The following is a 20711-nucleotide window of genomic DNA, read 5'->3' as shown; positions in this document are numbered from 1 at the left end:
GCCAGCCCGGTCAAAATGCTCATTTACCACTCGTAAACTGCGCTTTTTCGCCTGTTTTTGCCTTGCGCTGGCTGCCTCGCCTACATTTTTCAATGGCCTGCTAGTTGCGCTGCCCTGATCCGGGCCAGTACGCGGGTCTTCCCCTGAGGGTCCTTGAGGCGAGTGAGCCAGTGGCTGAACTCCTGGGTTTGCTCGAAGACGAACATGGCGGCTGTATTCCTTGGGATACGCCCCTGGCAACTCATTTACCAGATGAAAGACAACGCTGCGACGACCGGGCGTGCAGCCGGTCGTTGCCGAGCTCCCGAGGAAGTTAAGGCAGGAGACTGGCGGGCACAGCCAGGGCGTTCCCAGGTTGAGGTGAGGCGCGGCGCGTTTTGCTGTCAGGCGCTGGACAGCCGCTCGAGGGCGGCCAGGAGCTGGGGCACTTCGGTAAAATGGCGATCGACTTCGGGCAGGTCGGGGCGCTTGAGTATCAACACCGGTACTCCCCGTTCGCGGGCCACTTCCAGCTTGGGTTCGGTGGCGCTGCTGCCGCTGTTCTTGCAGATCAGTACATCGATGCGCCGGCGCGCGAACAGTTCGCGCTCGTCGTCGATCTGGAACGGGCCGCGGGCGCCGATCACTTCGCAGCGCTCGTTGCCCGGGCAGGCTTGCAGGGCGCGCAGGGTCCAGAACTGGCCGGCGGGAATCTCCTCCAGATGCTGCAAGGGTTCACGACCCAGGGTGAACAGTGGTCGCTGGAACGGTTCGAGGGCTTGCATCAGTTGCGGCCAGTCGGCCACCTCGCGCCAGTCGTCCCCGGGCTGCGCTTGCCAGGCCGGGCGGCGCAGGGCCCAGCAGGTAATGCCGGCGAGCCGGGCGGCGGCCTGGGCATTGGCGCTGATCTGCGCGGCATAAGGATGAGTGGCATCCAGTAGCAGGCCGATGTTCTCGGCGTGAATGAACTGCGCCAGGCCCTCGGCTCCGCCATACCCACCGACCCGCACCTGGCAGGCCAGGTCCGCGGGCACCCGGCCGATGCCGGCCAGGCTGTAGACATGTTCAGGTCCCAGGGTGCGGGCGATGGCCAGGGCCTCGGTGACCCCACCCAGCAGCAGGATGCGGCTCATGACTGGGCTCCGGCATGGCCGACGATGCCGCCCTGGCGGTCGATGGCGAAGACTTCCACCTGGACCTGGGCCGGTACCACGCTGCGGGCGAAGTCCAGGGCATGGCGGCACACCGCATCGCCCAGGGCGACTCCGGCGGCGCTGGCCATGGCCAGTGCCTGCTGGCTGGTATTGGCCTGGCGGATGGCCTCTTGCAGCGGTTGGTCGGCACCGATTTCGGCGGCCCATTGCGCCAGCTGCGGCAGGTCGATGCTGGAGTGGCGGCTGTGCAGGTCCATGTGCCCGGCGGCCAGCTTGCTGATCTTGCCGAAGCCGCCGCACAGGCTGAGTTTATCCACAGGGGCCTTGCGCAGGTGCTTGAGGACCGCGCCGACGAAGTCGCCCATTTCGATCAGGGCGATTTCCGGCAGGTCGTAGACCCGGCGCATGGTGTCTTCGCTGGCGTTGCCGGTGCAGGCGGCGACGTGCTGGTAGCCGTTGCTCCTGGCGACATCGATGCCCTGGTGGATCGAGGCGATGTAGGCCGCGCAGGAAAACGGCCGGACGATGCCAGTGGTGCCCAGGATCGACAATCCGCCGAGAATCCCCAGGCGCGGGTTCATGGTCTTCTGCGCCAGGGCCTCGCCGCCCTCGACGTTCACCGTGACTTCGAAGCCGCCGTTGTAGGCCTGTTCCTCGGCCAGGCGTTGCAGGTGCTCGCCGATCATCCGCCGCGGCACCGGGTTGATCGCCGGCTCGCCCACCCCCAGGACCAGCCCGGGGCGGGTCACGGTACCGACCCCGGCCCCGGCCACGAAGCGAATGCCCGGCTCATGGGTCAGGCGTACCTGGGAGTAGAGCAGGGCGCCATGGGTCACGTCCGGGTCGTCGCCGGCATCCTTGATGGTCCCGGCCTCGGCGCCGTCGGTGGTGCGCCGGCAGAACTCCAGGCGCATCCGCACCTCCTTGCCCTTGGGCAGGACGATATCCACCGCATCGGCCTCGACGTTGCCCAGCAGCAGGCGGGCGGCCGCGAGGCTGGTAGCGGTGGCGCAACTGCCGGTGGTCAGGCCGCTGCGCAGCGGAGCGGGCTGTTCGGCGGTTTCCTCACGCATGGGGCACGTCCCCGGATGGCGTGCAGATTGGGTCCTGGGGTTTGTGCAGTTCCAGCAGGGTGATGGGCAAAGCCTGGCGCCAGGTGTCGAACTCGCCCAGCGGCTGGGCCTGGGCCACATGGATGCGGGTCAGCTCGCCGCCATGGCGCTGGCGCCAGTCCATCAGGGTCATCTCGCTTTGCAGGGTCACCGCATTGGCCACCAGGCGGCCGCCGGGCTTGAGCCGTTCCCAGCAGGTGGCGAGCACCCCGTCGCGGGTCACGCCGCCGCCGATGAAGATCGCGTCCGGGCGCTCCAGGCCAGCCAGGGCCTGGGGCGCGCTGCCACGGATCAGTTGCAACCCGGGAACGCCCAGGGTGTCGCGGTTGTGTTCGATCAGCTGTTGGCGGCCCGCGTCGGCCTCGATGGCCAGGGCGCGGCAACTGGGGTGGGCGCGCATCCACTCGATGCCGATCGAGCCGCTGCCGGCACCGACATCCCACAGCAGCTCGCCGGGCATCGGGGCCAGGCGGGCCAGGGTCATGGCGCGTACGTCGCGCTTGGTCAACTGGCCGTCATGGGCAAAGGCCGAGTCCGGCAGGCCGGCCAGGCGCGACAGGCGTGGCGCGTCGAGGCTGGCACGGCAGTCGATGGCCAGCAGGTTGAGGTCGGCGATGGCCGGGTCTTGCCAGTCGTCGGCGGTGCCGTCGATACGCCGCTCCAGCGGGCCGCCCAGGTGTTCCAGGACGCTGATCCGGCTCGGGCCGAAGCCGCGCTCGCGCAGCAGGCCGGCCACCGCCGCCGGGCTGTGGCGGTCATTGCTCAGCACCAGCAGGCGCAGGCCGTTGGCCAACTGCGCGTTGAGTGCGGCCAATGGCCGCGCCACCAGCGACAGGCTGACCACTTCCTGCAGGGGCCAGCCCAGGCGCGCGGCGGCCAGGGCGCAGGAGGAGGGCGCGGGCAAGATCAGCAGCTCCTCGGCGGGCAGTTGCCGCGCCAGGCTGGCGCCGACGCCGAAGAACATCGGGTCGCCGCTGGCCAGCACGCACACCGCGGTACCACGCTGGGCGAGCACCGGCTCCAGGGAAAACGGGCTGGGCCACGGCTGGCGTTCGCCACGGATGCAGGCCGGCAGCAGCTCCAGCTGACGTTGCCCGCCGACGATCCGCGAAGCGCCCAACAGGGCATGGCGGGCATTGCGGCCCAGGCCCTTGAAGCCGTCTTCACCGATTCCCACTACTGTCAGCCAGGGCGACATGGATATTCCTCGAACACAAAAGCCAGGGTTCCGACAGGCAGGCTTTTCATGCCTTCGGACAAAGCAGGCATAATACCGCGCCTTCGCCCGCGAAGCGTTTTTCCCACACTGCCGGTCACCCCTTTGAACCCACGTCCGCTGTCCACTGCCATCCGCCCCTCGGCCTGTCCGGGGTTGTTGCGTATCGTCCCGGCCCTGGACGGCGGTATCTGCCGGATCAAGCTGGCCGGCGGGGTCATCAGCGCGGCCCAGGCCGTGGCCGTGGCCGAGGCGGCGCAGGTGTTCGCCGGCGGGGTGATCGAGGCCACCAATCGCGCCAACCTGCAGATCCGTGGCATCGGCGGTGAGCCCCAGGCGCTGATCGCCAAGCTGCTGGAGGCAGGCCTGGGGCCGACCACGGCGGCCGGTGACGATGTGCGCAACCTGATGCTCAGCCCCAGCGCCGGTATCGACCGCCAGTGCCTGGTCGATACCCGGCCCCTGGCGGCGCAGATCCTGCACACCCTGCAAGGTCATCCACGGTTCCACGAGTTGTCGCCCAAGTTCGCCGTGCAACTGGACGGTGGCGAAGCCCTGGCCATGCTCCAGCATCACCACGATTTGTGGCTGGCGGCTTGCGAGCGCGAGGGCCAGCGGTTGCTGGCCTTCGGCCTGGCCGGTTGCCCGGTGGATGCGCCGTTGGCGGCGGTGCCGCTGGAGCAGGGCCATGACCTGCTGGTGGCGGTGCTGGAGGCGTTCCTCGACCTGGCGAGCCCCGAGCAGACCCGTATGCGGCACTTGCTGGCCCAGGTGCCGGTGGCGGAATTTCTGCTCCAGGTGCAACAGCGCCTGGGTGGCCCGCTGCTGAGCGTCAATGGCTGGCGCCGGCCGGCAGTAGCCGAGGGCTTGCACCTGGGAACTTATCCACAGGCCGTGGCCGGGCGGGTCTATGTCGGTGCGGTCGCGCCCCTGGGGCGGCTCGACCCGGCCATGCTCAAGGGCGTCGCGCAGTTGGCCCAGCACTATGGCGATTCCAGCCTGCGCCTGACGCCCTGGCAGAGCCTGCTGCTGCCCGACATTGCCGTGGCGGATGCCCCGGCGGTCACCGCTGGCCTGGCCGAGCTGGGTTTGCTTTGCCGTCCCGAGCAGGCCCTGGCCCACCTGATTGCCTGCACCGGCTCCAGCGGTTGCGCCAAGGCCCAGGCCGATACCAAGGGCGATGCGCTGCGCCTGGCGGCCCTGTTGCAGGCCCGGGGGCAGCAGGCGGCGGTACACCTTTCTGGCTGCCTGCGCACTTGCGCTGCGGCCCATGTAGCGCCCACCACCCTGTTGGCGGTGGCCCCGGGACGCTACGACTTGTATGTGCGCGACGCCACGCAGCCGGGGTTCGGCAGGCTGCGGGCGCGCAACCTTTCTATAGAAGCGGCACAAGCGCTGCTTGATGTCCGCCAACGGAGCCACCTTGATGATTGATTACATCCGCGACGGTCAGGAGATCTATCGCAACTCCTTCGCGATCATCCGCGAAGAAGCCAAGCTAGAACGCATTCCCGCCGACCTGGAAAAACTCGCGGTACGGGTGATCCACGCCTGCGGCATGGTCGAGGCCATCGATGGTCTGCAGTTTTCCGAGGGCGCCGGCAAGGCCGGGCGCGAGGCCCTGGCTGCAGGGGCGCCGATCCTCTGCGATGCGCGGATGGTGTCCGAGGGCATCACCCGGGCACGGCTGCCGGCCAACAACCAGGTGATCTGCACCCTGCGTGACGAGAGCGTGCCGCAGCTGGCCCGCGAGCTGGGCAATACCCGTTCGGCGGTGGCCCTGGAACTGTGGCGGCCTTACCTGGAAGGCAGCGTGGTGGTGATCGGCAATGCCCCCACCGCGCTGTTCTACCTGTTGGAAATGCTCGACGCTGGCGCACCTAAGCCAGCGCTGATCCTTGGCTTCCCGGTGGGTTTCGTCGGCGCTGCCGAATCCAAGGCGATGCTGGCCGCCGATAGCCGTGGCGTGCCGTTCGTGATCATGCAAGGCCGCCTGGGCGGCAGTGCCATGGCCGCCGCCGCCGTCAACGCCCTGGCCACGGAGATCGAATGATGCAGCAACCTGGACGTTTGATCGGCCTCGGCGTGGGCCCTGGTGATCCGGAACTGATTACCCTCAAGGCCCTGCGCCTGCTGCGCGAGTCGCCGGTGGTGGCCTACTTCGTCGCCAAGGGGAAAAAGGGCAATGCCTTCGGCATCATCGAGGCGCACCTGCAGGAGGCGCAGACCCTGCTGCCGCTGGTCTACCCGGTGACCACCGAAGCGCTGCCGGCGCCATTGTCCTATGAGCAGGTGATCAGCGATTTCTACGACGAAGCCAGCGTGCAAGTGGCCGAGCACCTGGATGCCGGCCGCGATGTGGCGGTGATCTGCGAGGGCGACCCGTTCTTCTACGGTTCCTACATGTACCTGCACGACCGCCTGGCCGAGCGCTACCAGACCGAAGTGGTGCCGGGGGTCTGCTCGATGCTCGGCGGCGCCTCGGTGCTGGGTGCGCCGCTGGTGTATCGCAACCAGAGCCTGTCGGTGCTGTCCGGGGTGTTGCCCCATGACGAGCTCAAGCGCCGCCTGGCCGATGCCGACGCGGCCGTGGTGATGAAGCTGGGGCGCAATTTTCCCAAGGTCCGCCAGGTCCTGGATGAGCTGGGGCTGGCGCAGCGGGCGCTGTATGTCGAGCGCGCGACCATGGCCAACCAGAAGATCGTGCCCCTGGACGAGGTGGAGCCGATGTCGTCGCCGTACTTCTCGTTGATCATCGTTCCCGGACAAAGGTGGCAAGGCTGATGGCCCGTTCGATTCCGGCCATCGTCATCCTTGGCCAAGGCAGCCTCGATACCGCGCGGCGGATCCAGCGCCTGTACCCCGACGCGCTGGTCTACGGCCTGGCCGAGCGCACCACGGGCGCCGACCGCAGTTACCAGGAGTTTGGCGCGACCCTGCGTCAGCTCTATCAACAAGACACGCCGATCATTGCCCTGTGCGCCGCCGGCATCGTGATCCGCACCCTGGCGCCGCTGCTGCTGGAGAAGGGCGCCGAGCCGCCGGTACTGGCGGTGGCCGAGGACGGCAGCGCGGTGGTGCCATTGCTGGGCGGCCTGGGTGGGGTCAACGTCATGGCTCGCAAGATCGCTGCCGGCCTGGGCGTGGCGGCGGCCATCACCACCAGCGGTGAACTGCGCTTCGGCACTTGCCTGCTCAACCCGCCCAGCGGTTATGCCCTGGGCGACCTGGAGCTGGGCAAGCGCTTTGTCTCCGACCTGCTGGGTGGCGAGAGCGTGCGCATCGAGGGCGCCGCGCCCTGGCTGGCCGAAGCTCGCTTGCCGGAAGATCGCGAAGCCCGGTTGACCATCCGGGTCGGTTCCGCCGAGCGCGAGCCCGCGACCAACGAACTGCTGATCTACCCGCGCAGTGTCCTCATCGCACTCAGTTGCAGGAACGAGCTTGCTCGCGATAGCGGGCTCGAATTGGCCGAGCATCTGCGGGCCGCTCTGCACCAGGCCGGGATCGCTCGCCAGTCCGTCGCTTGCCTGCTGGCCGCCGACAGTGAAATGGCCAGCCCGGCCTTGCGTGACGCCGCCGCCGAGCTGGGCGTGCCGCTGCGTTTTGCTCCGGCGGCCAGCAGTGTGGCCGAGCTGGCGCAACAAGCGGTGCCGCAATTGCTGCCGCCCCTCAGTATGGGCGAGGACATCGCCATCGCCGTGGCCAGCGAACCCCTGGACCCGCAGCGGATCGGCCAGCCCCGTGGTCGCCTGGCCGTGATCGGCCTGGGGCCGGGCGCCGCCGAACTGATGGTGCCGGCGGTCAAGGCCGAGCTGGCCCGGGCCCAGGACATCCTCGGCTACGAAACCTATGTGCGCATGGCGGGCCCGTTCCGCGCCGACCAGATCATGCACTGCACCGACAACCGCGAGGAAATGCAGCGCGCTCGCCACGCCTTCGAGCTGGCGGCCCAGGGCCGTTCGGTGGTGGTGGTGTCGTCCGGCGATCCGGGCGTGTTCGCCATGGCCTCGGCGGTGCTCGAAGCCCTGCACGAATCCAGCGCCCCGGCCTGGCACAGCGTCGACCTGGAGATCCTGCCCGGGGTGTCGGCCTCCCTGGCCACCGCCGCCCAGGCGGGTGCACCACTGGGCCACGACTTCTGCGTGTTGTCGCTGTCGGACAACCTCAAGCCCTGGGACATCATCGAGAAGCGCCTGGACCTCGCCTCCCAGGCCGACCTGGTGCTGGCCTTCTACAACCCCATCTCCCGTTCCCGGCCGTGGCAACTGGGCCGGGCCCTGGAGATCGTGCGCCAGCACCGTACCGCGCAGACTCCGGTGGTATTGGGGCGCGACATCGGTCGCCCGGGCCAGACCCTGCGCGTCACCACCCTGGGCGAGCTGACCCCGGAGCAGGTGGACATGCGCACCATGGTGCTGGTGGGCTCCTCCACCACCTGCACCTTTGCCAAGGCGGATGGCGGCGAGTGGGTCTACACGCCGCGCTGGTACTAGAGGGGCAGCGGTAAGCTTCGAGCTTTGAGCGGCAAGCTGAAAACTTGCAGCTTGTCGCTTGGAGCTTGTCGCTTAGGGCTGCAAGTACCAGGTGATGAATTCGAAGAAACCGGTCCATCTGGCGGCAATGCGGCCAGCGGTGAAGGCTTCCCAGTCGCCCAGGTCGAAATCCCAGACGCCGCCGCTGTCCTTGTCCAGCAAGTAGCCGCCTTCGCCTTGCAATGAGGTGAAGGCGATGAAGTTCTGCGGCAGCTCCCATACTTCATGAATGAACTCGGTACCTACAAGGATCTCCTCGCTGGGGTCGGCGATATCCATCAGCACTTCGTAGCTTGCACGGCTTGCGAAGTCGGCGGGGTGGTAAGCCAGGTAGATCTGTGCGAACTCGCTGTCCAGGGCAATGCCCAGTGTTGCCAGCGCTCGGGTGACCCCGGCGGTGTCTGGACGCGGGCGGAAGCTGGGCTGGGCTTCGATCAGGGCGACCAACTGCGGGGGAATCATGGGTGGTCCTTGCTGATGTGTGGCCATTTGTCCAGGGGCAGGTGGTCCTGGTGGCGGGCGAAGTGTTCCCGGGCCTGGGCCAGGGTCTTGTGGTTGGGCCCGCTCAGCACGTCCAGCGCCTGGCTGCCGTCGTCTTCCCAGTGGCACAGGCCGCAGATCTCGTATTCGCCATGGGCGCCGAGGGTCAGGTAGCCGCAGCAAGGACAGGCCTCCCGGTGTTCGAAGCCTGGACTGACGATGTAGTCGCCCAGCCCGGCTTCACGCAGGCAGCGCCTCAGGTACAGGTGGGTCACGCCGCGATACTCGGCACGCAGGGCAATCAGCAGCAGGGCGTCGTAGCGCGGGTCTTGCGTATCGCCCGGGGGCTCAGGTTGCGAGATGAGCTGTTGCTGCAGGTAGGGTGGCAGTGCCGCGAACTCAAGGTCGTCGCTGTCTATCCCCCACCAATTCAGGAGGTGGGAGGCGCGAGCAGCGGCATCGAGGCCGGGCAGCCTGTGTGCGCTCAGGAGGTCGATGGCGACGGTGGCGGTGAGTGTTTCCATGGGGCTCGGCTTGTTGAGGGCAGGAGTCAGGGCCAGGTCAGGGTCAACTGGTCGGGGCGCAGGAGGGGGACTTGCACCCTGACCCCGGAGGTCGACTCGGCGTGGAGCTGCTGGCCGAGGATCTGTACCCGGTCGAAGGGGTTGGTCTGGCTGAGGACAATCAGCCAGATCAGCGCATCCGAGCCCTTTTCCAGCAAGGCCAGGAAGCCGTCACCACCGTGCCCGGCGGTTTCCCCGCATTGGGCATGAAAAGACTGCGGGCCTTCGGCGGCAAACCCCAGGGCGGTGACGAAATCAGGTTCGTCCCGGCCTGGGAAATCCAGGGCTGGCATCCAGGCTTTGTTGATCAGCCTTGGATGTTCGTAGGGCAGGTCGAACAGGCAATAGAAACCGCTGCTGAGGACCAGGGTGTTTTCCCGGGGGAAACACCCGTCCAGCCATTGTTCCTGAATGAAAGCAGCATCGGCGCTGTAGGGCATTGGGTGGGCTCTGGCTGGGAGGGGGTTTCTACAGGTTCGAGACCTGGCGGAAACCGGAGGTGTAGGCGCATTGACCGGCGTACCCCGGGCGCGCATCGCAGGCTTTCAGGCAGCCCTGGGCATCCTTGGGAAAGCGCGCCGCCACCGACATCGCGAAACCGTAGGTCGGCGTCGTCACCGCAAAGCTGCTGTTGCAGGCCACTTGCGTGCTGTAGGTGAAGGTCATGGCCTCGCGGCGACCGTTGTGGGCGAAGGCCACTTCGAAGCTGTCGAGGCTGTTCCAGCCCGACAGCGGCAGCACTACAAAGCGGTAGTGGGTGTCGTCCAGGCGTTGGCCGATGACCCGCAGGTTTTTGCTGGAAGAGTCAGCCTTGGGCGAGGGGTAAGGCAGGGCGAGCAACGCCCGCGGGTCACCGATCACGCCGAGTTCGAAGCCGATACCCTTCTGATAGAACGGAATCTGCAGGGTCGGGGCGCCCTCGATCTTCACGTACTGGCTGGATGCATAGGGGCCGCTGGTTTCGGGCTGGTAGTCCGGTGCCCGGGCGAAGCTGACCTCAAGCTCCAGTACCGCGTCTGCTGCCTTGGCGTCTTCGGTGCGGATGTCGCTGGGCTGCTCGCTGCCGTGGCTGGCGCAGCCGGCCAGCACAATGGCCGAGGTCAGTTGCAGCAGGTATTGAACGGGCCATGGGCGTAGAACGCTCATCCCTCAGTGCTCCTTCTTCAGCGGGCTGGAGGTCAGTCCCAGGCCCTTGAGTTGCCAGCTTCCCTGCACCTGCTGCCAGTTGAACTGCCGACCGACCCAATCCACTTGCAACGCATGATGCAGGCGATTCTGGTCGATGCGCCGACCTTCGTTCAGGGCCTTTCGCGCGCGGTCGCTGGCTTGGTTGAACAATGGCCACAGCTGGCTCAGGTTCATCTCCTTGCTGATCGGTAGCTGGGCGTAGACGCCCTGATCCGCCGAGCTGAGCAGCAACCCTTCCTTGCCCAGGAAGGCGGCGCTGCGGTTATCCGGCGACACCGACACTAGCATGGCGTAGTGGGAGAAACCCCAGCCGGGCAGCCGCTCATCGAACCACAGGACTTGCCCGGTGGAGGGCACCAGCGCCCGCGCGCCTTCGGGAAACAGCAGCAGATCGCTGCGCCCGGGCTGTGGCTGGCCCCAGTCGGGCTCCTCGCGGCTCTTCACCGGGCTGAGGATACGAGCCAGCGGGGTGTCGTTCTGCACCGCGATCAGCACGGTGCCGACGCCCATCCATTCGATGGTGGTAGCCAGCAGCACGGGTTGCCCGCCCTGAATCGCCCCGGTGGGTTTTACCTCGGTGATCTGCCAGGCGTTCAGCGGTCGATAGAGCTGGCCCTTATAGGTGATTTCCCGGGGGTTGCTGCCATCCCGGCGGTGATACACCTGGAAATCGCCAAAGCGCTCACTGGATTCACTGGTCTTGTCCAGCCAGGCCACAAGCTTGGCTTGAGGGGATTCGGCAGCCAGCGCCGGGAGAGACATGAACACTGCGGCCAGCAAGCAGCCGAGGCCGCGCCCGATCCGCGCGAGGCGTTGGGCGCGTGCCGGAGCGGCGCCCGGGCCGGTGGGGGGAAGAGTCTGCATTCCGTTGCCTATTACTTGATTTTTGTGGTGCCCGGCTGTTTGCCGAAGGGGTCTAGGGGACTAGATAACCCCTGACCCCGGTGAAGATGATCTGCGCCGCCAGGGCACAGACGAACAGGCCCATCAACCGGCTGACGATCTGCAGGCCCTGGTCGCCGAGGATGCGCTCGATGCGGTTGGACAGGTACAGCACCACGCCCACCGTGAGGCTGGCCAGGGCGATGCTGAGGATGGCGGTGAGCTTGTCGTCCCAGTGCGGCTGGCTGACGCCCATGACCAGCAGGGCGCCGATGGTGCCGGGGCCGACAGTCAGGGGAATGGTCAGCGGGACTATGGTCACGTCCTGCTGCACGTTGTCGGTCTGCACCGCCGACTTGCCCTGGGCCATGCCCAGGGCGGAGATGAACAGCACCGAGCCCGCGCCGATGCGGAACGCATCCACGGTGATGCCGAACACGCCGAAGATCACCCGCCCGAACAGGTACAGCAGCACGCTGGAGACCAGGGTCGCCAGGGCGACTTTCCAGGCCAGGCGCCGACGCTCCTTGAGGGAGTAGCCACGGGTCAGGCTGATGAAGCACGAGAGGACGAAGAAGGGGCTGTAGAGCACCAGCATCTTCAGGTAAACGCTGAACAGCACGTGGAGCATGGTGGGAGCTCACGACTAGGGAGGGCGAGCCAGAGTTTAACTCAGCTGGTGTGCGCGGTGCTGCGTTCGCGCAAGTCGCGCTGGGTGACCCAGTGCTCCACCAGTTCACGCAGTTGCGAGAGCTCCACCGGCTTGGCCATGTGCCCGTCCATGCCGGCCTGGCGCGCGCGCTCCTTGTGCTCGGCCAGGATATGGGCGGTGAGGGCCACCACCGGCGTGCGCACTCGCTGGTTGCCCACTTCCCAGGCCCGCAGTTGCTGGGTGGCGGAAAACCCGTCGAGCACCGGCATCTCGCAGTCCATCAGCACCAGGTCGTAGCGCTTGGCTTTCATCGCCTGCAGGGCTTCCTCGCCGTTGCTGGCGGTATCGGGCTGCAGGTTGAGTTTGCCGAGCATGCCGCGGATCACCTTGGTGGAGATGCTGTTGTCCTCGGCCACCAGGATGCGGAAGTCGCTGGGCACGGTGATCGGCTCCGGACCCAGGACCTGGGCCAGGGGCTGGTTGTAGGGCGTGGTGGGCGCCTTGTCGCGGTGGCTGAGCTCGTCGGCCAGGGTGGTCTTGAGGGTGTAGCCGGCCACTGGCTTGGCGAGGATGCGCTTGATCCCGGCATTGCGTGCGATCACCTTGCTCGGTGCGTTGCTGATGCCGGTGAGCATGATCAGCAGGATGTCGTGGTTCAGGCTCGGGTCTTCCTTGATCTTCGCCGCCAACTGCATGCCGGTCATGCCGGGCATGTTCTGGTCCAGCAGGACCACGTCGAAGTAGTCACGCAGGTGTGCCTTGGTTCGCAGCAGGGCGAGGGCTTCCTTGCCCGAAGGCACGGCGCTGACGTTCAGGCCCCAGGCACTGCATTGCTGCACCAGGACCTTGCGGCAGGTGTCGTTGTCGTCCACCACCAGCACCCGGGCCCCTTGCAGCGGGCCGTCGAGATCGGCGGTGGGATGCTCCAGGCGGTCGGCATCCAACGGCAGGGTCAGCCACAGGGTGCTGCCTTGCTGGTTGCCGCTCTTGATGCCGAACTCACCATGCATCAGCAGGATCAGCTGGCGAGCGATCACCAGGCCCAGGTTGCCGCCCAGGCGGGTGGTGGCCAGGAAATTCTTGCTGTGCAGCTCGGTATGCAGCAGCGCGTCGCGTTCCTCGGGCTCCATGGGCTGCCCGCTATCTTGCACGGCAATGCGCAGGCGCGGCTTGCTGCTGCGCTCGTCGAGGGCGACGACGATCAGCACTTCGCCTTCGTCGGTCTTCTTCAGGGCATTTTCCAGCAAGCTCAACAGGGCCTGGCGCAACCGTGTCGGATCGCCGCTGATGACCCGCGGCACCTGGGGCTGGATGAAGCTGATCAGCTCGACATTCTGCTGCTCGGCCTTGGCCCGGAAGATGCTCAGGCAGTCTTCGATCAGGGCATTGAGATCGAACTGTACGTCGTCCAGTTCGATCTGCCCGGATTCGAGCTTGGAGATGTCGAGGATCTCGTTGATCAGGGTCAGCAGTTCGTTGCCGGCGCTGTGGATGGTCTGCACGTAGTCGCGCTGCTTGACCGACAGCGGCGTGCCCAGCAGCAGCTCGGTCATGCCCAGCACGCCGTTCATCGGGGTGCGGATCTCGTGGCTGATCTTGGCCAGGAACTCGGCCTTGGCATTGACCTCGGCGGTGCTGGCGGCCAGGTCGCGGCTGGCGCTGAAGCGGTTCTCGGTGATGTGGCGCTGGCGCTCGCCCAGGGCGACGCTCATCAGCAGGCCGGCCACGCAGACCACGCTCATCAAGGTCACGATCAGCCCTTGCGGGGGCACCAGTGTCAGGCCGAGCAGGGCGGGCATGATCACCAGGGTGCCGAAGTTGAAGATCGCCATGGCGGCGACGAAACAACGGGCCGGGCGGTAGCCCTTGTGCCAGTGGTAGCCGCCGATGAACAGCATGCTCAAACCGGCCAGGGCTACCAGGGCATAGGTGACGATGTTCAATGGCAGGCTGCTGATGATCAACAGCAACAGGCCGGACAGGGCGATCAGCAGGATGTTGCCCAGTAGCAGGCGGTTCAGCGGATGCGGCCCCACCGGGGAGAAGAACCGATAGGCGAACATCATGCCGGCAGGGGCGGTCAGCAGCAGCGCCAGGTAGGCGCCGGGAGTCTGCAGGGACTGCCAGTCCGGCAGCCAGGGGCCGAACAGGTTCAGCAGCATCATCAGGCTGAGGGTCAGCAGGGCCTCGCAGACCGCCAGCCACAGGCTGCTGCGCGAGCGGGTGTAGGCGAAGCGCGTGAGGTTGTGCAGGATCAGCATCGCCAGGCAGCCGAACAGCAGGCCGTAGACCAGGGTCTGGCCCTGGCTGGCGGCGGCCATCACCGCCGATTGCAGGGTAATATAGGGGCGCAGTTCGTGTTCGGACACCAGGCGTACGTAGACGTCCAGCGTCTTGTCGCTCTGTGGCAGCGGCAGTGCGAAGTCGCTGCTGGGCAGCGGTTTTTCCGTCTGGGGCTGGCTGGAGCCGGTGTTCACTTGCTCGATCAGCTGGTCGCCGTCGAGCACGTAGAGATTCAGGTGGGACAGGTCGGGAGCGAAGATCCGCAGGATCTGCTCATGGGTGCCCGGCTGGAGCTTGAAGCGTAGCCACAGGGCGCCGTTGGGCTCGGCGGCGGTGAGCTTGTCCAGCTCGATGGGGCTGAACTGGTTGGTGTAGCGCGGGGAGCGGATGTCACTGAGTTGCAGGTCGCCCTGATCGTCGAGCAGCACCGCCCAGCCACTGCCTTGAGCGGCCAGGGCCGGATTCATGCAGAGCAGGGTCAGCAATGTGACGGTGAAGCCTAGGGCAATCCTGAGCCAGCGCACGGCGAAATCCCTTCGTTGGTTGATGCCTGATTATAACTATGCGCGGCGCAATGAGCGCCCGGCAAGGGCCTGGAAGCCCTTGCCGGGGTTTCGTGCGAGCCTTATTGCTCGCCGCGCTCGCGGGCAATGGCACGGTAGCCGATGTCCTTGCGGTAGAAGCAGCCCTGCCAGTCGATCTCGGCCGCCAGGCGGTAGGCTTGCTGCTGCGCCTGGTCGACGCTGGCGCCCATGGCAGTGGCGCACAGCACCCGGCCACCGGCGGTGACGATCTGGCCGTCCTTGAGCGCGGTGCCGGCATGGAAGACCTTGCCTTCCAGCGCGGCTGCGGCGTCCAGGCCGGTGATGGCCGCGCCCTTGGCATAGTCACCAGGATAGCCGCCGGCCGCCAGGACGATGCCCAGGCTCGGACGCGGATCCCACTGGGCCTCGACCTTGTCCAGGGCCTGGGCCAGGGCCGCTTCCACCAGCAGCACCAGGCTCGATTGCAGGCGCAGCATGACAGGCTGGGTTTCCGGGTCGCCGAAACGGCAGTTGAACTCGATGACTTTCGGGTTGCCGGCCTTGTCGATCATCAGGCCCGCGTAGAGGAAGCCGGTATAGACGTTGCCTTCCTCGGCCATGCCGCGCACGGTCGGCCAGATGACCTGGTCCATCACGCGCTGGTGCACGTCGGCGGTGACCACCGGGGCAGGCGAGTAGGCGCCCATGCCACCGGTATTCGGGCCAGTGTCACCATCGCCGACGCGCTTGTGGTCCTGGCTGGTGGCCATGGGCAGCACGTTCTTGCCGTCGACCATGACGATGAAGCTGGCTTCCTCGCCATCGAGGAACTCCTCGATCACCACGCGCGAACCGGCGTCACCGAAAGCGTTGCCGGCGAGCATGTCGCGCACGGCTTCCTCGGCCTCGGCCAGGGTCATGGCGACGATCACGCCCTTGCCGGCGGCCAGGCCGTCGGCCTTGATCACGATCGGCGCGCCTTTTTCCCGCAGGTAGGCCAGGGCCGGCTCGATCTCGGTGAAGTTGTGGTAGTCGGCGGTCGGAATCTTGTGGCGCGCCAGGAAGTCCTTGGTGAAGGCCTTCGAGCCTTCCAGTTGGGCGGCGCCCTGGGTCGGGCCGAAGCAGTCCAGGCCGCGGGCGCGGAACAGGTCGACCACACCGGCTACCAGCGGCACTTCCGGACCGACGATGGTCAGGGCAACGTTCTTCTCGGCGAAGTCGGCAAGCTGCTCCAGGGCCAGCACGTCGATGGCCACGTTCTCGCACTTGGCCTCGATGGCGGTACCGGCGTTGCCGGGAGCGACGAATACTTTCTCGACCCGTGGGTCCTGAGCGACTTTCCAGGCCAGGGCGTGTTCACGACCGCCACTACCAATGATCAAAACTTTCATGTCAAAACCTCGAATTCTTTCGGACGGGAGGCGAAGCCTCACGTTGTACGAGGTCGCAATGAAACAGGTAGATGCAAGGCGGGGCCGGTTCCGATGAGCGGAGTTGCCTTCTGGCAATGAGCATCAGTGGAACCGGCCTCAACGCAGCAGATGCCTGCTTCAGTGCGGCCGATTGCCGTAAATCAGTGACGGAAGTGGCGCATGCCGGTGAATACCATCGCGATGCCGGCTTCGTCGGCAGCGGCGATCACCTCGGCGTCACGCATCGAGCCGCCAGGCTGGATCACGGCGCGGATACCGACCTTGGCGGCATTGTCGATGCCGTCGCGGAACGGGAAGAAGGCGTCGGAAGCCATGACCGCGCCCTGCACTTGCAGGCCGGCGTGCTCGGCCTTGATGGCGGCGATGCGGGCGGAGTTGACGCGACTCATCTGGCCGGCGCCGACACCGATGGTCTGGCGGTTCTTGGCGTAGACGATGGCGTTGGACTTGACGAACTTGGCCACTTTCCAGGCGAATACCAGGTCGTGGATTTCCTGTTCGGTCGGCGCGCGCTGGGTGACGATCTTCAGGTCATCGGCGCTGATCATGCCAATATCGCGGCTCTGCACCAGCAGGCCGCCGTTGACCCGCTTGAAGTCCCAACCGGCGGCGCGTTCGGCCGGCCACTCGCCGCATTCGAGCAGGCGTACATTCTGCTTGGCCGCTACGACTTCGCGGGCAGCCTGGGAGATTTTCGGGGCGATGATCACTTCGACGAACTGGCGCTCGACGATGGCCTTGGCGGTTTCGCCGTCCAGCTCGCGGTTGAAGGCGATGATGCCGCCGAACGCCGACTCGGTGTCGGTGGCGTAGGCCAGGTCGTAGGCCTTGCGGATGCCGCCCTCGTCCTCGGGCACCACGGCCACGCCGCAGGGGTTGGCGTGCTTGACGATGACGCAGGCCGGCTTGACGAAGCTCTTCACGCATTCCAGCGCGGCGTCGGTGTCGGCCACGTTGTTGAACGACAGTTCCTTGCCTTGCAACTGCAGGGCGGTGGAGATGCTGGCTTCGCCTTTCTTGGCCTCGACGTAGAAGGCCGCGCTCTGGTGCGGGTTCTCGCCGTAGCGCATTTCCTGGGCCTTGACGAACTGGCTGTTGAAGGTGCGCGGGAATCCGCTGCGGCCTTCGGTGGACAGTGTGTCCCGGGCCTGGTCGATGGTGCCCATGTAGTTGGCGATCATGCCGTCGTAGGCTGCTGTGTGTTCGAAGGCCTTGAGCATCAGGTCGAAGCGCTGGGCGTAGGTCAGGCCGCCGGCCTTGAGGTTGTCCAGGACGCTGGCGTAGTCGCTGGCGTTGACCACGATGGCCACGTCCTTGTGGTTCTTGGCTGCCGAGCGAACCATGGTCGGGCCGCCGATGTCGATGTTCTCGATAGCGGTCGGCAGGTCGCAGCCGGGCTTGGAGATGGTGGCTTCGAAGGGATAGAGGTTGACCGCCACCAGGTCGATCGGCTTGATGCCGTGCTCGTTCATGATGGCGTCGTCGATGCCGCGACGACCCAGGATGCCGCCGTGGATCTTCGGATGCAGGGTCTTGACCCGGCCGTCCATCATTTCCGCGAAACCGGTGTAATCGGCGACTTCCACTGCGGACACGCCATTGTCCCGCAGCAGCTTGAAGGTCCCGCCGGTAGAGAGGATCTCGACACCGAGGGCTTCCAGCTCCTTGGCGAATTCGAGGATCCCGGTCTTGTCGGAAACACTGATCAAGGCGCGGCGGATCGGCAGGCGGGTAGTCTGGTCGGTCATCTCAATTTCCATCAACAAGCTAGGGGGTCAGCAAAAAAGGCGACCGTTTTTTACGCGGGCGCCTTTCTGGTTTGGTTGAATGCTTACAGCAAATCGTACTGCTTGAGTTTCTTGCGCAGGGTTCCGCGATTCAGACCCAGGAGTTCGCTGGCCTTGGTCTGGTTGCCCTTGACGTAGTTCATCACGCTTTCGAGCAACGGGGCCTCGACTTCGGAGAGCACCAGGTTGTACACGTCCGTGACGGCAGCGCCCTCAAGGTGGGCGAAATAATTGTGCAGCGCCTTCTCGACACTCCCGCGAAGGGTCTGGCCTTCTTCGCTCGGGGTATTGAGGTGCTGTTTCAAATTCACGTTGTCGCTCACGGGTGTTGTTCCACTCACTAAAGTCTCGGTCATCATCGTCATGCGGCCACCCCCTCTCCGTCCCCTGTCTCCAGGCTCTTGTAACGTCCGGCGAAGAACTCACGGACGTTGGCGCACTGTGCTTCCGTATCTTCCAAACGATTGAAGTGGGCGCGAAACTCCCTGGCGCCTGGCAGGGTTGCGAGATACCAGCCCACATGCTTGCGCGCAATGCGTACGCCCATGACATCCCCATAGAAGGCATGCAGCGCGGCCAGGTGCTCCAGCAGAATCCGCTCCACTTCGAACAGCTGCGGTGCCGGGAGGGTTTCACCGGTGCGCAGGAAGTGTTCGATCTCACGAAAAATCCATGGCCGCCCTTGGGCAGCCCGGCCGATCAACAGCCCGTCGGCGCCGGTGGCATTCAATACCTGCCGGGCTTTCTCGGGCGAGTCGATATCGCCGTTGGCGAAGACCGGGATCGACACCGCCTGCTTGATCGCAGCGATGGTGTCGTACTCGGCTTCACCGGTGTACAGGTCGGCGCGGGTCCGACCGTGGACCGCCAGCGCCGTGATGCCAGCCTGTTCGGCGATCCTCGCCACGGTCAGGCCATTCTTGTTCTGCCGGTCCCAGCCGGTGCGGATCTTCAGGGTGACCGGTACGTCCACCGCGGCCACCACCGCCTGGAGAATCTCGTTGACCAGGACTTCGTCTTTCAGCAATGCGGAGCCGGCGGCCTTGTTGCAAACCTTCTTCGCCGGGCAACCCATGTTGATATCAATAATCTGTGCACCCAACTCGACGTTGGCGCGGGCGGCGTCCGCCAGCATCTGTGCATCGCCACCGGCAATCTGTACCGAGCGCGGCTCGGGATCGCCTTCGTGGATCATGCGCAGCCGCGATTTGCGGCTGTTCCACAAGCTCATGTCGCTGGTGACCATTTCCGAGACTACAAGGCCGGCACCCAATTGCTTGCAAAGCTGACGAAAGGGCTGGTCGGTAACTCCCGCCATCGGGGCGAGAACCAAGCCGTTTTGCAGTGTGTATGGGCCGATGCGTACCGCCGACATAGGACTTCCCTGTTGTGGGGCCGGATCATGAGAGTTCGAAAAAGGGTTGGCATGATACCCGCTCTCGATGACCGGATAAAGGCTGAATTGGATAAAATCTGAACAGTTCTTCTGCCGGCTCCCGCGAGCGATACGCGGGGGAGCTGTCATAAATCTGTCGTCAATCCAGAGTCGTCCGTCAACTCTTCCAGCCGTTTCACTCTGGCGAGTGGAAACTCAGACTGTAGTTCACGGCTTTGGGTCCGGGGTCGAGAATATCGAGGGCGATGTGGATCGGGGTTTGCGGCGGCATTTCCGCCGCGTCCTGCAGGTCGCCGCCCAGGTATTCACCGGGCTTGAAGCTACGGCTGGCGATCAGGTGGCCGTTGAGGTCGGCGAAGCGCAGTTCCAGCAACGGGAACGGTTGGGAGAAGGGCGCACGGTTGTAGATGATGGCGTCCACTACCAGGGCCCCGCTGAATTCCGGGTGGCTGCGCACCACCAGGTTGCTGCTCTTGATCCGGCCGATGTCCACGCGCGAGGGGACCGTACATCCGAATTCCGGGCACAGTCGCTGGAACCAGGGGCGGTACTGGTCCTGGCGGGCCAGCTCGTCGAAGTGATAGGCGATGTACTGGCCTGCCAGGCCACCGGCGGCCAGCAGGATCAGCAACAGCCAGAGCAGGCGCCGGCCCCAGGGCGAGCGACGCTTTTGCCAATCCAGGTGCAGCGGGTCGTCGACCAGGTCCAGCAACACTTCGTCCTGGACTCCCGGTTCGCTGCGTTCGCGGCGTTTCTTGCCCGGTGCCGGGACTGGGGTTTCGTCTTCGTCCTTGAGGGCAGGCGCAGGGGGCTTTGCGTCGAAGGATTCCAGGTCGGCGTCCAGGCGCAACTTGGGGGACGGTGGTTCGTCGTCCATGTCCGCCAGGTTGAAGGACAGCGAGGGTTCGGTGCGGGCGGCCTTGGCCGGCTCGGGCTCGGCGTCGTCCTTGGCCGGGGCCTTGAGGCTGGCCGGTTCGTCCTGCTCGCCGGCGCTGCCGAACAGGCCGTCGGGCCAGTTGGCTTCGTCGTTGTCCTGCTGGTCACGCCGGGCGCTGAGGCCGTTTTCCCGGGGGGCGCGTTCCTGGCCGAAGGTCTTGGCCGGCTGGATTTCCCGTTGCTCGAGCTTGGCCAGTTCCTCGTCGAGGTCCAGATGGTCCAGGTCCATTTCCGCCGCCGACCATTGTTTCTGGCTGATGGCGCGCTGGGCTGGAGCCGGTTCCGGCTCGGCAGCGGGCTGCGGCGTCGGCTGTTCCGGTTCTGCCGCCGCAGGGGGCGGCGGAGTGGTCGCGGGTGTCGTCACCGGTGCGGGTGCGGTCGGCTTGGCGAGCGGCTTGGCTGCCGCGCCTTCCTTGGCCGCGCGCTGCTCGAGCAGTTGTCGCGCAGCGTTGAACACCTGCAGGCAGGAGCCGCAACGAACCACTCCGCGAGCCACGCTCAATTGGGCGTGGCTGACACGGAACCTGGTTTGGCAATGCGGGCACTGGGTGACGAAACTGTCGGTCATGCGGCCATCCGGATTATGCAGGCGGC

General features: G+C 65.9%; 19 protein-coding genes. 4 read left to right on the top strand and 15 right to left on the bottom strand.

Annotated features, from left to right (window positions below; genetic code table 11):
* Window positions 1-383: 383 nt before the first annotated feature.
* Genes CAG11_RS05995 through cbiE form a run of 3 tightly spaced genes read right to left on the bottom strand, consistent with a single transcriptional unit; the run spans window position 384 to window position 3443 of the window.
* Complete coding sequence (locus CAG11_RS05995; protein ID WP_085595402.1) at window positions 384-1112, bottom strand: cobalt-precorrin-6A reductase; 729 nt, start codon at window positions 1110-1112, stop codon at window positions 384-386.
* Window positions 1109-2206, bottom strand: a complete 1098-nt coding sequence (locus CAG11_RS05990; RefSeq protein ID WP_085595400.1) for a cobalt-precorrin-5B (C(1))-methyltransferase — start codon at window positions 2204-2206, stop codon at window positions 1109-1111. The genes CAG11_RS05995 and CAG11_RS05990 overlap by 4 nt, the downstream gene beginning before the upstream one ends.
* Complete coding sequence (gene cbiE / locus CAG11_RS05985) at window positions 2199-3443, bottom strand: precorrin-6y C5,15-methyltransferase (decarboxylating) subunit CbiE (RefSeq protein WP_085595398.1); 1245 nt, start codon at window positions 3441-3443, stop codon at window positions 2199-2201. The genes CAG11_RS05990 and cbiE overlap by 8 nt, the downstream gene beginning before the upstream one ends.
* Before the next feature lie 48 nt (window positions 3444-3491).
* On the opposite strand from cbiE, the gene cobG reads away from it, so the two are divergent.
* Genes cobG through cobJ form a run of 4 tightly spaced genes read left to right on the top strand, consistent with a single transcriptional unit; the run spans window position 3492 to window position 7954 of the window.
* Entirely contained in the window at window positions 3492-4895 is a 1404-nt protein-coding gene (gene cobG, locus CAG11_RS05980) for a precorrin-3B synthase (protein ID WP_085595396.1), read from the top strand.
* Window positions 4888-5514, top strand: a complete 627-nt coding sequence (locus CAG11_RS05975; RefSeq protein ID WP_022642048.1) for a precorrin-8X methylmutase — start codon at window positions 4888-4890, stop codon at window positions 5512-5514. Before cobG ends, CAG11_RS05975 begins: the two co-directional genes overlap by 8 nt.
* On the top strand, window positions 5511-6245 hold the full coding sequence (locus CAG11_RS05970) for a precorrin-2 C(20)-methyltransferase (RefSeq protein WP_177409151.1): 735 nt from the start codon (window positions 5511-5513) through the stop codon (window positions 6243-6245). The genes CAG11_RS05975 and CAG11_RS05970 overlap by 4 nt, the downstream gene beginning before the upstream one ends.
* Window positions 6245-7954, top strand: a complete 1710-nt coding sequence (cobJ, locus tag CAG11_RS05965; protein ID WP_085595392.1) for a precorrin-3B C(17)-methyltransferase — start codon at window positions 6245-6247, stop codon at window positions 7952-7954. The genes CAG11_RS05970 and cobJ overlap by 1 nt, the downstream gene beginning before the upstream one ends.
* Window positions 7955-8026: 72 nt before the next feature.
* Here cobJ and CAG11_RS05960 read toward each other — a convergent pair whose 3' ends face one another.
* The 12 genes from CAG11_RS05960 to CAG11_RS05905 all read right to left on the bottom strand — a co-directional run bounded on the left by CAG11_RS05960 (window position 8027) and on the right by CAG11_RS05905 (window position 20685).
* Entirely contained in the window at window positions 8027-8455 is a 429-nt protein-coding gene (locus CAG11_RS05960) for an SMI1/KNR4 family protein (protein ID WP_085595390.1), read from the bottom strand.
* On the bottom strand, window positions 8452-8997 hold the full coding sequence (locus tag CAG11_RS05955; protein WP_085595388.1) for a CPCC family cysteine-rich protein: 546 nt from the start codon (window positions 8995-8997) through the stop codon (window positions 8452-8454). The genes CAG11_RS05960 and CAG11_RS05955 overlap by 4 nt, the downstream gene beginning before the upstream one ends.
* A gap of 26 nt (window positions 8998-9023) precedes the next feature.
* Window positions 9024-9476 (bottom strand): hypothetical protein, encoded by a 453-nt coding sequence (locus CAG11_RS05950; RefSeq protein ID WP_085595386.1) that lies wholly within the window; start codon window positions 9474-9476, stop codon window positions 9024-9026.
* Between the two features lie 28 nt (window positions 9477-9504).
* The gene (locus tag CAG11_RS05945) at window positions 9505-10182 is read right to left on the bottom strand and encodes a hypothetical protein (RefSeq protein WP_085595384.1); all 678 of its coding nucleotides are present in this window, start codon (window positions 10180-10182) and stop codon (window positions 9505-9507) included.
* A 3-nt stretch (window positions 10183-10185) separates the two neighbouring features.
* Window positions 10186-11088: a hypothetical protein gene (locus CAG11_RS05940; protein ID WP_085595382.1), complete on the bottom strand. Its 903-nt coding sequence runs from the start codon at window positions 11086-11088 to the stop codon at window positions 10186-10188.
* Window positions 11089-11140: 52 nt separating this feature from the next.
* Window positions 11141-11737, bottom strand: a complete 597-nt coding sequence (locus CAG11_RS05935) for a MarC family protein (RefSeq protein WP_022642054.1) — start codon at window positions 11735-11737, stop codon at window positions 11141-11143.
* 41 nt (window positions 11738-11778) lie between these two features.
* Window positions 11779-14565 carry a hybrid sensor histidine kinase/response regulator gene (locus tag CAG11_RS05930; protein ID WP_085595380.1) on the bottom strand — a complete coding sequence of 929 codons (2787 nt, stop codon included), beginning with the start codon at window positions 14563-14565 and terminating at the stop codon, window positions 11779-11781.
* Between the two features lie 101 nt (window positions 14566-14666).
* On the bottom strand, window positions 14667-15956 hold the full coding sequence (gene purD, locus CAG11_RS05925; RefSeq protein ID WP_085595378.1) for a phosphoribosylamine--glycine ligase: 1290 nt from the start codon (window positions 15954-15956) through the stop codon (window positions 14667-14669).
* 182 nt (window positions 15957-16138) lie between these two features.
* A complete protein-coding gene (purH, locus tag CAG11_RS05920; protein ID WP_053132248.1) occupies window positions 16139-17746 on the bottom strand; it encodes a bifunctional phosphoribosylaminoimidazolecarboxamide formyltransferase/IMP cyclohydrolase in 1608 nt (535 codons plus the stop codon).
* Window positions 17747-17829: 83 nt separating this feature from the next.
* Complete coding sequence (gene fis / locus CAG11_RS05915; protein ID WP_003186237.1) at window positions 17830-18150, bottom strand: DNA-binding transcriptional regulator Fis; 321 nt, start codon at window positions 18148-18150, stop codon at window positions 17830-17832.
* A complete protein-coding gene (dusB, locus tag CAG11_RS05910) occupies window positions 18147-19160 on the bottom strand; it encodes a tRNA dihydrouridine synthase DusB (protein WP_085595376.1) in 1014 nt (337 codons plus the stop codon). Before dusB ends, fis begins: the two co-directional genes overlap by 4 nt.
* 196 nt (window positions 19161-19356) lie before the next feature.
* Complete coding sequence (locus CAG11_RS05905; RefSeq protein WP_085595374.1) at window positions 19357-20685, bottom strand: DUF3426 domain-containing protein; 1329 nt, start codon at window positions 20683-20685, stop codon at window positions 19357-19359.
* Window positions 20686-20711 lie beyond the last annotated feature (26 nt).

The sequence above is a fragment of the Pseudomonas sp. B6(2017) genome (genome assembly GCF_002112765.1).
Taxonomy (GTDB): Bacteria; Pseudomonadota; Gammaproteobacteria; order Pseudomonadales; family Pseudomonadaceae; genus Aquipseudomonas; species Aquipseudomonas piscis.
This window is presented reverse-complemented; position numbering and strand designations above follow the sequence as displayed.

Coding starts and splice junctions, on each gene's coding strand:
- CAG11_RS05935 (WP_022642054.1), bottom strand. CDS start 11,737: ATGCTCCACGTGCTGTTCAGCGTTTACCTGAAGATGCTGGTGCTCTAC.
- CAG11_RS05990 (WP_085595400.1), bottom strand. CDS start 2,206: ATGCGTGAGGAAACCGCCGAACAGCCCGCTCCGCTGCGCAGCGGCCTG.
- CAG11_RS05970 (WP_177409151.1), top strand. CDS start 5,511: ATGATGCAGCAACCTGGACGTTTGATCGGCCTCGGCGTGGGCCCTGGT.
- CAG11_RS05995 (WP_085595402.1), bottom strand. CDS start 1,112: ATGAGCCGCATCCTGCTGCTGGGTGGGGTCACCGAGGCCCTGGCCATC.
- CAG11_RS05975 (WP_022642048.1), top strand. CDS start 4,888: ATGATTGATTACATCCGCGACGGTCAGGAGATCTATCGCAACTCCTTC.
- cobJ (WP_085595392.1), top strand. CDS start 6,245: ATGGCCCGTTCGATTCCGGCCATCGTCATCCTTGGCCAAGGCAGCCTC.
- CAG11_RS05945 (WP_085595384.1), bottom strand. CDS start 10,182: ATGAGCGTTCTACGCCCATGGCCCGTTCAATACCTGCTGCAACTGACC.
- CAG11_RS05905 (WP_085595374.1), bottom strand. CDS start 20,685: ATGACCGACAGTTTCGTCACCCAGTGCCCGCATTGCCAAACCAGGTTC.
- cobG (WP_085595396.1), top strand. CDS start 3,492: ATGCCTTCGGACAAAGCAGGCATAATACCGCGCCTTCGCCCGCGAAGC.
- CAG11_RS05950 (WP_085595386.1), bottom strand. CDS start 9,476: ATGCCCTACAGCGCCGATGCTGCTTTCATTCAGGAACAATGGCTGGAC.
- CAG11_RS05955 (WP_085595388.1), bottom strand. CDS start 8,997: ATGGAAACACTCACCGCCACCGTCGCCATCGACCTCCTGAGCGCACAC.
- dusB (WP_085595376.1), bottom strand. CDS start 19,160: ATGTCGGCGGTACGCATCGGCCCATACACACTGCAAAACGGCTTGGTT.
- cbiE (WP_085595398.1), bottom strand. CDS start 3,443: ATGTCGCCCTGGCTGACAGTAGTGGGAATCGGTGAAGACGGCTTCAAG.
- purH (WP_053132248.1), bottom strand. CDS start 17,746: ATGACCGACCAGACTACCCGCCTGCCGATCCGCCGCGCCTTGATCAGT.
- purD (WP_085595378.1), bottom strand. CDS start 15,956: ATGAAAGTTTTGATCATTGGTAGTGGCGGTCGTGAACACGCCCTGGCC.
- CAG11_RS05960 (WP_085595390.1), bottom strand. CDS start 8,455: ATGATTCCCCCGCAGTTGGTCGCCCTGATCGAAGCCCAGCCCAGCTTC.
- fis (WP_003186237.1), bottom strand. CDS start 18,150: ATGACGATGATGACCGAGACTTTAGTGAGTGGAACAACACCCGTGAGC.
- CAG11_RS05940 (WP_085595382.1), bottom strand. CDS start 11,088: ATGCAGACTCTTCCCCCCACCGGCCCGGGCGCCGCTCCGGCACGCGCC.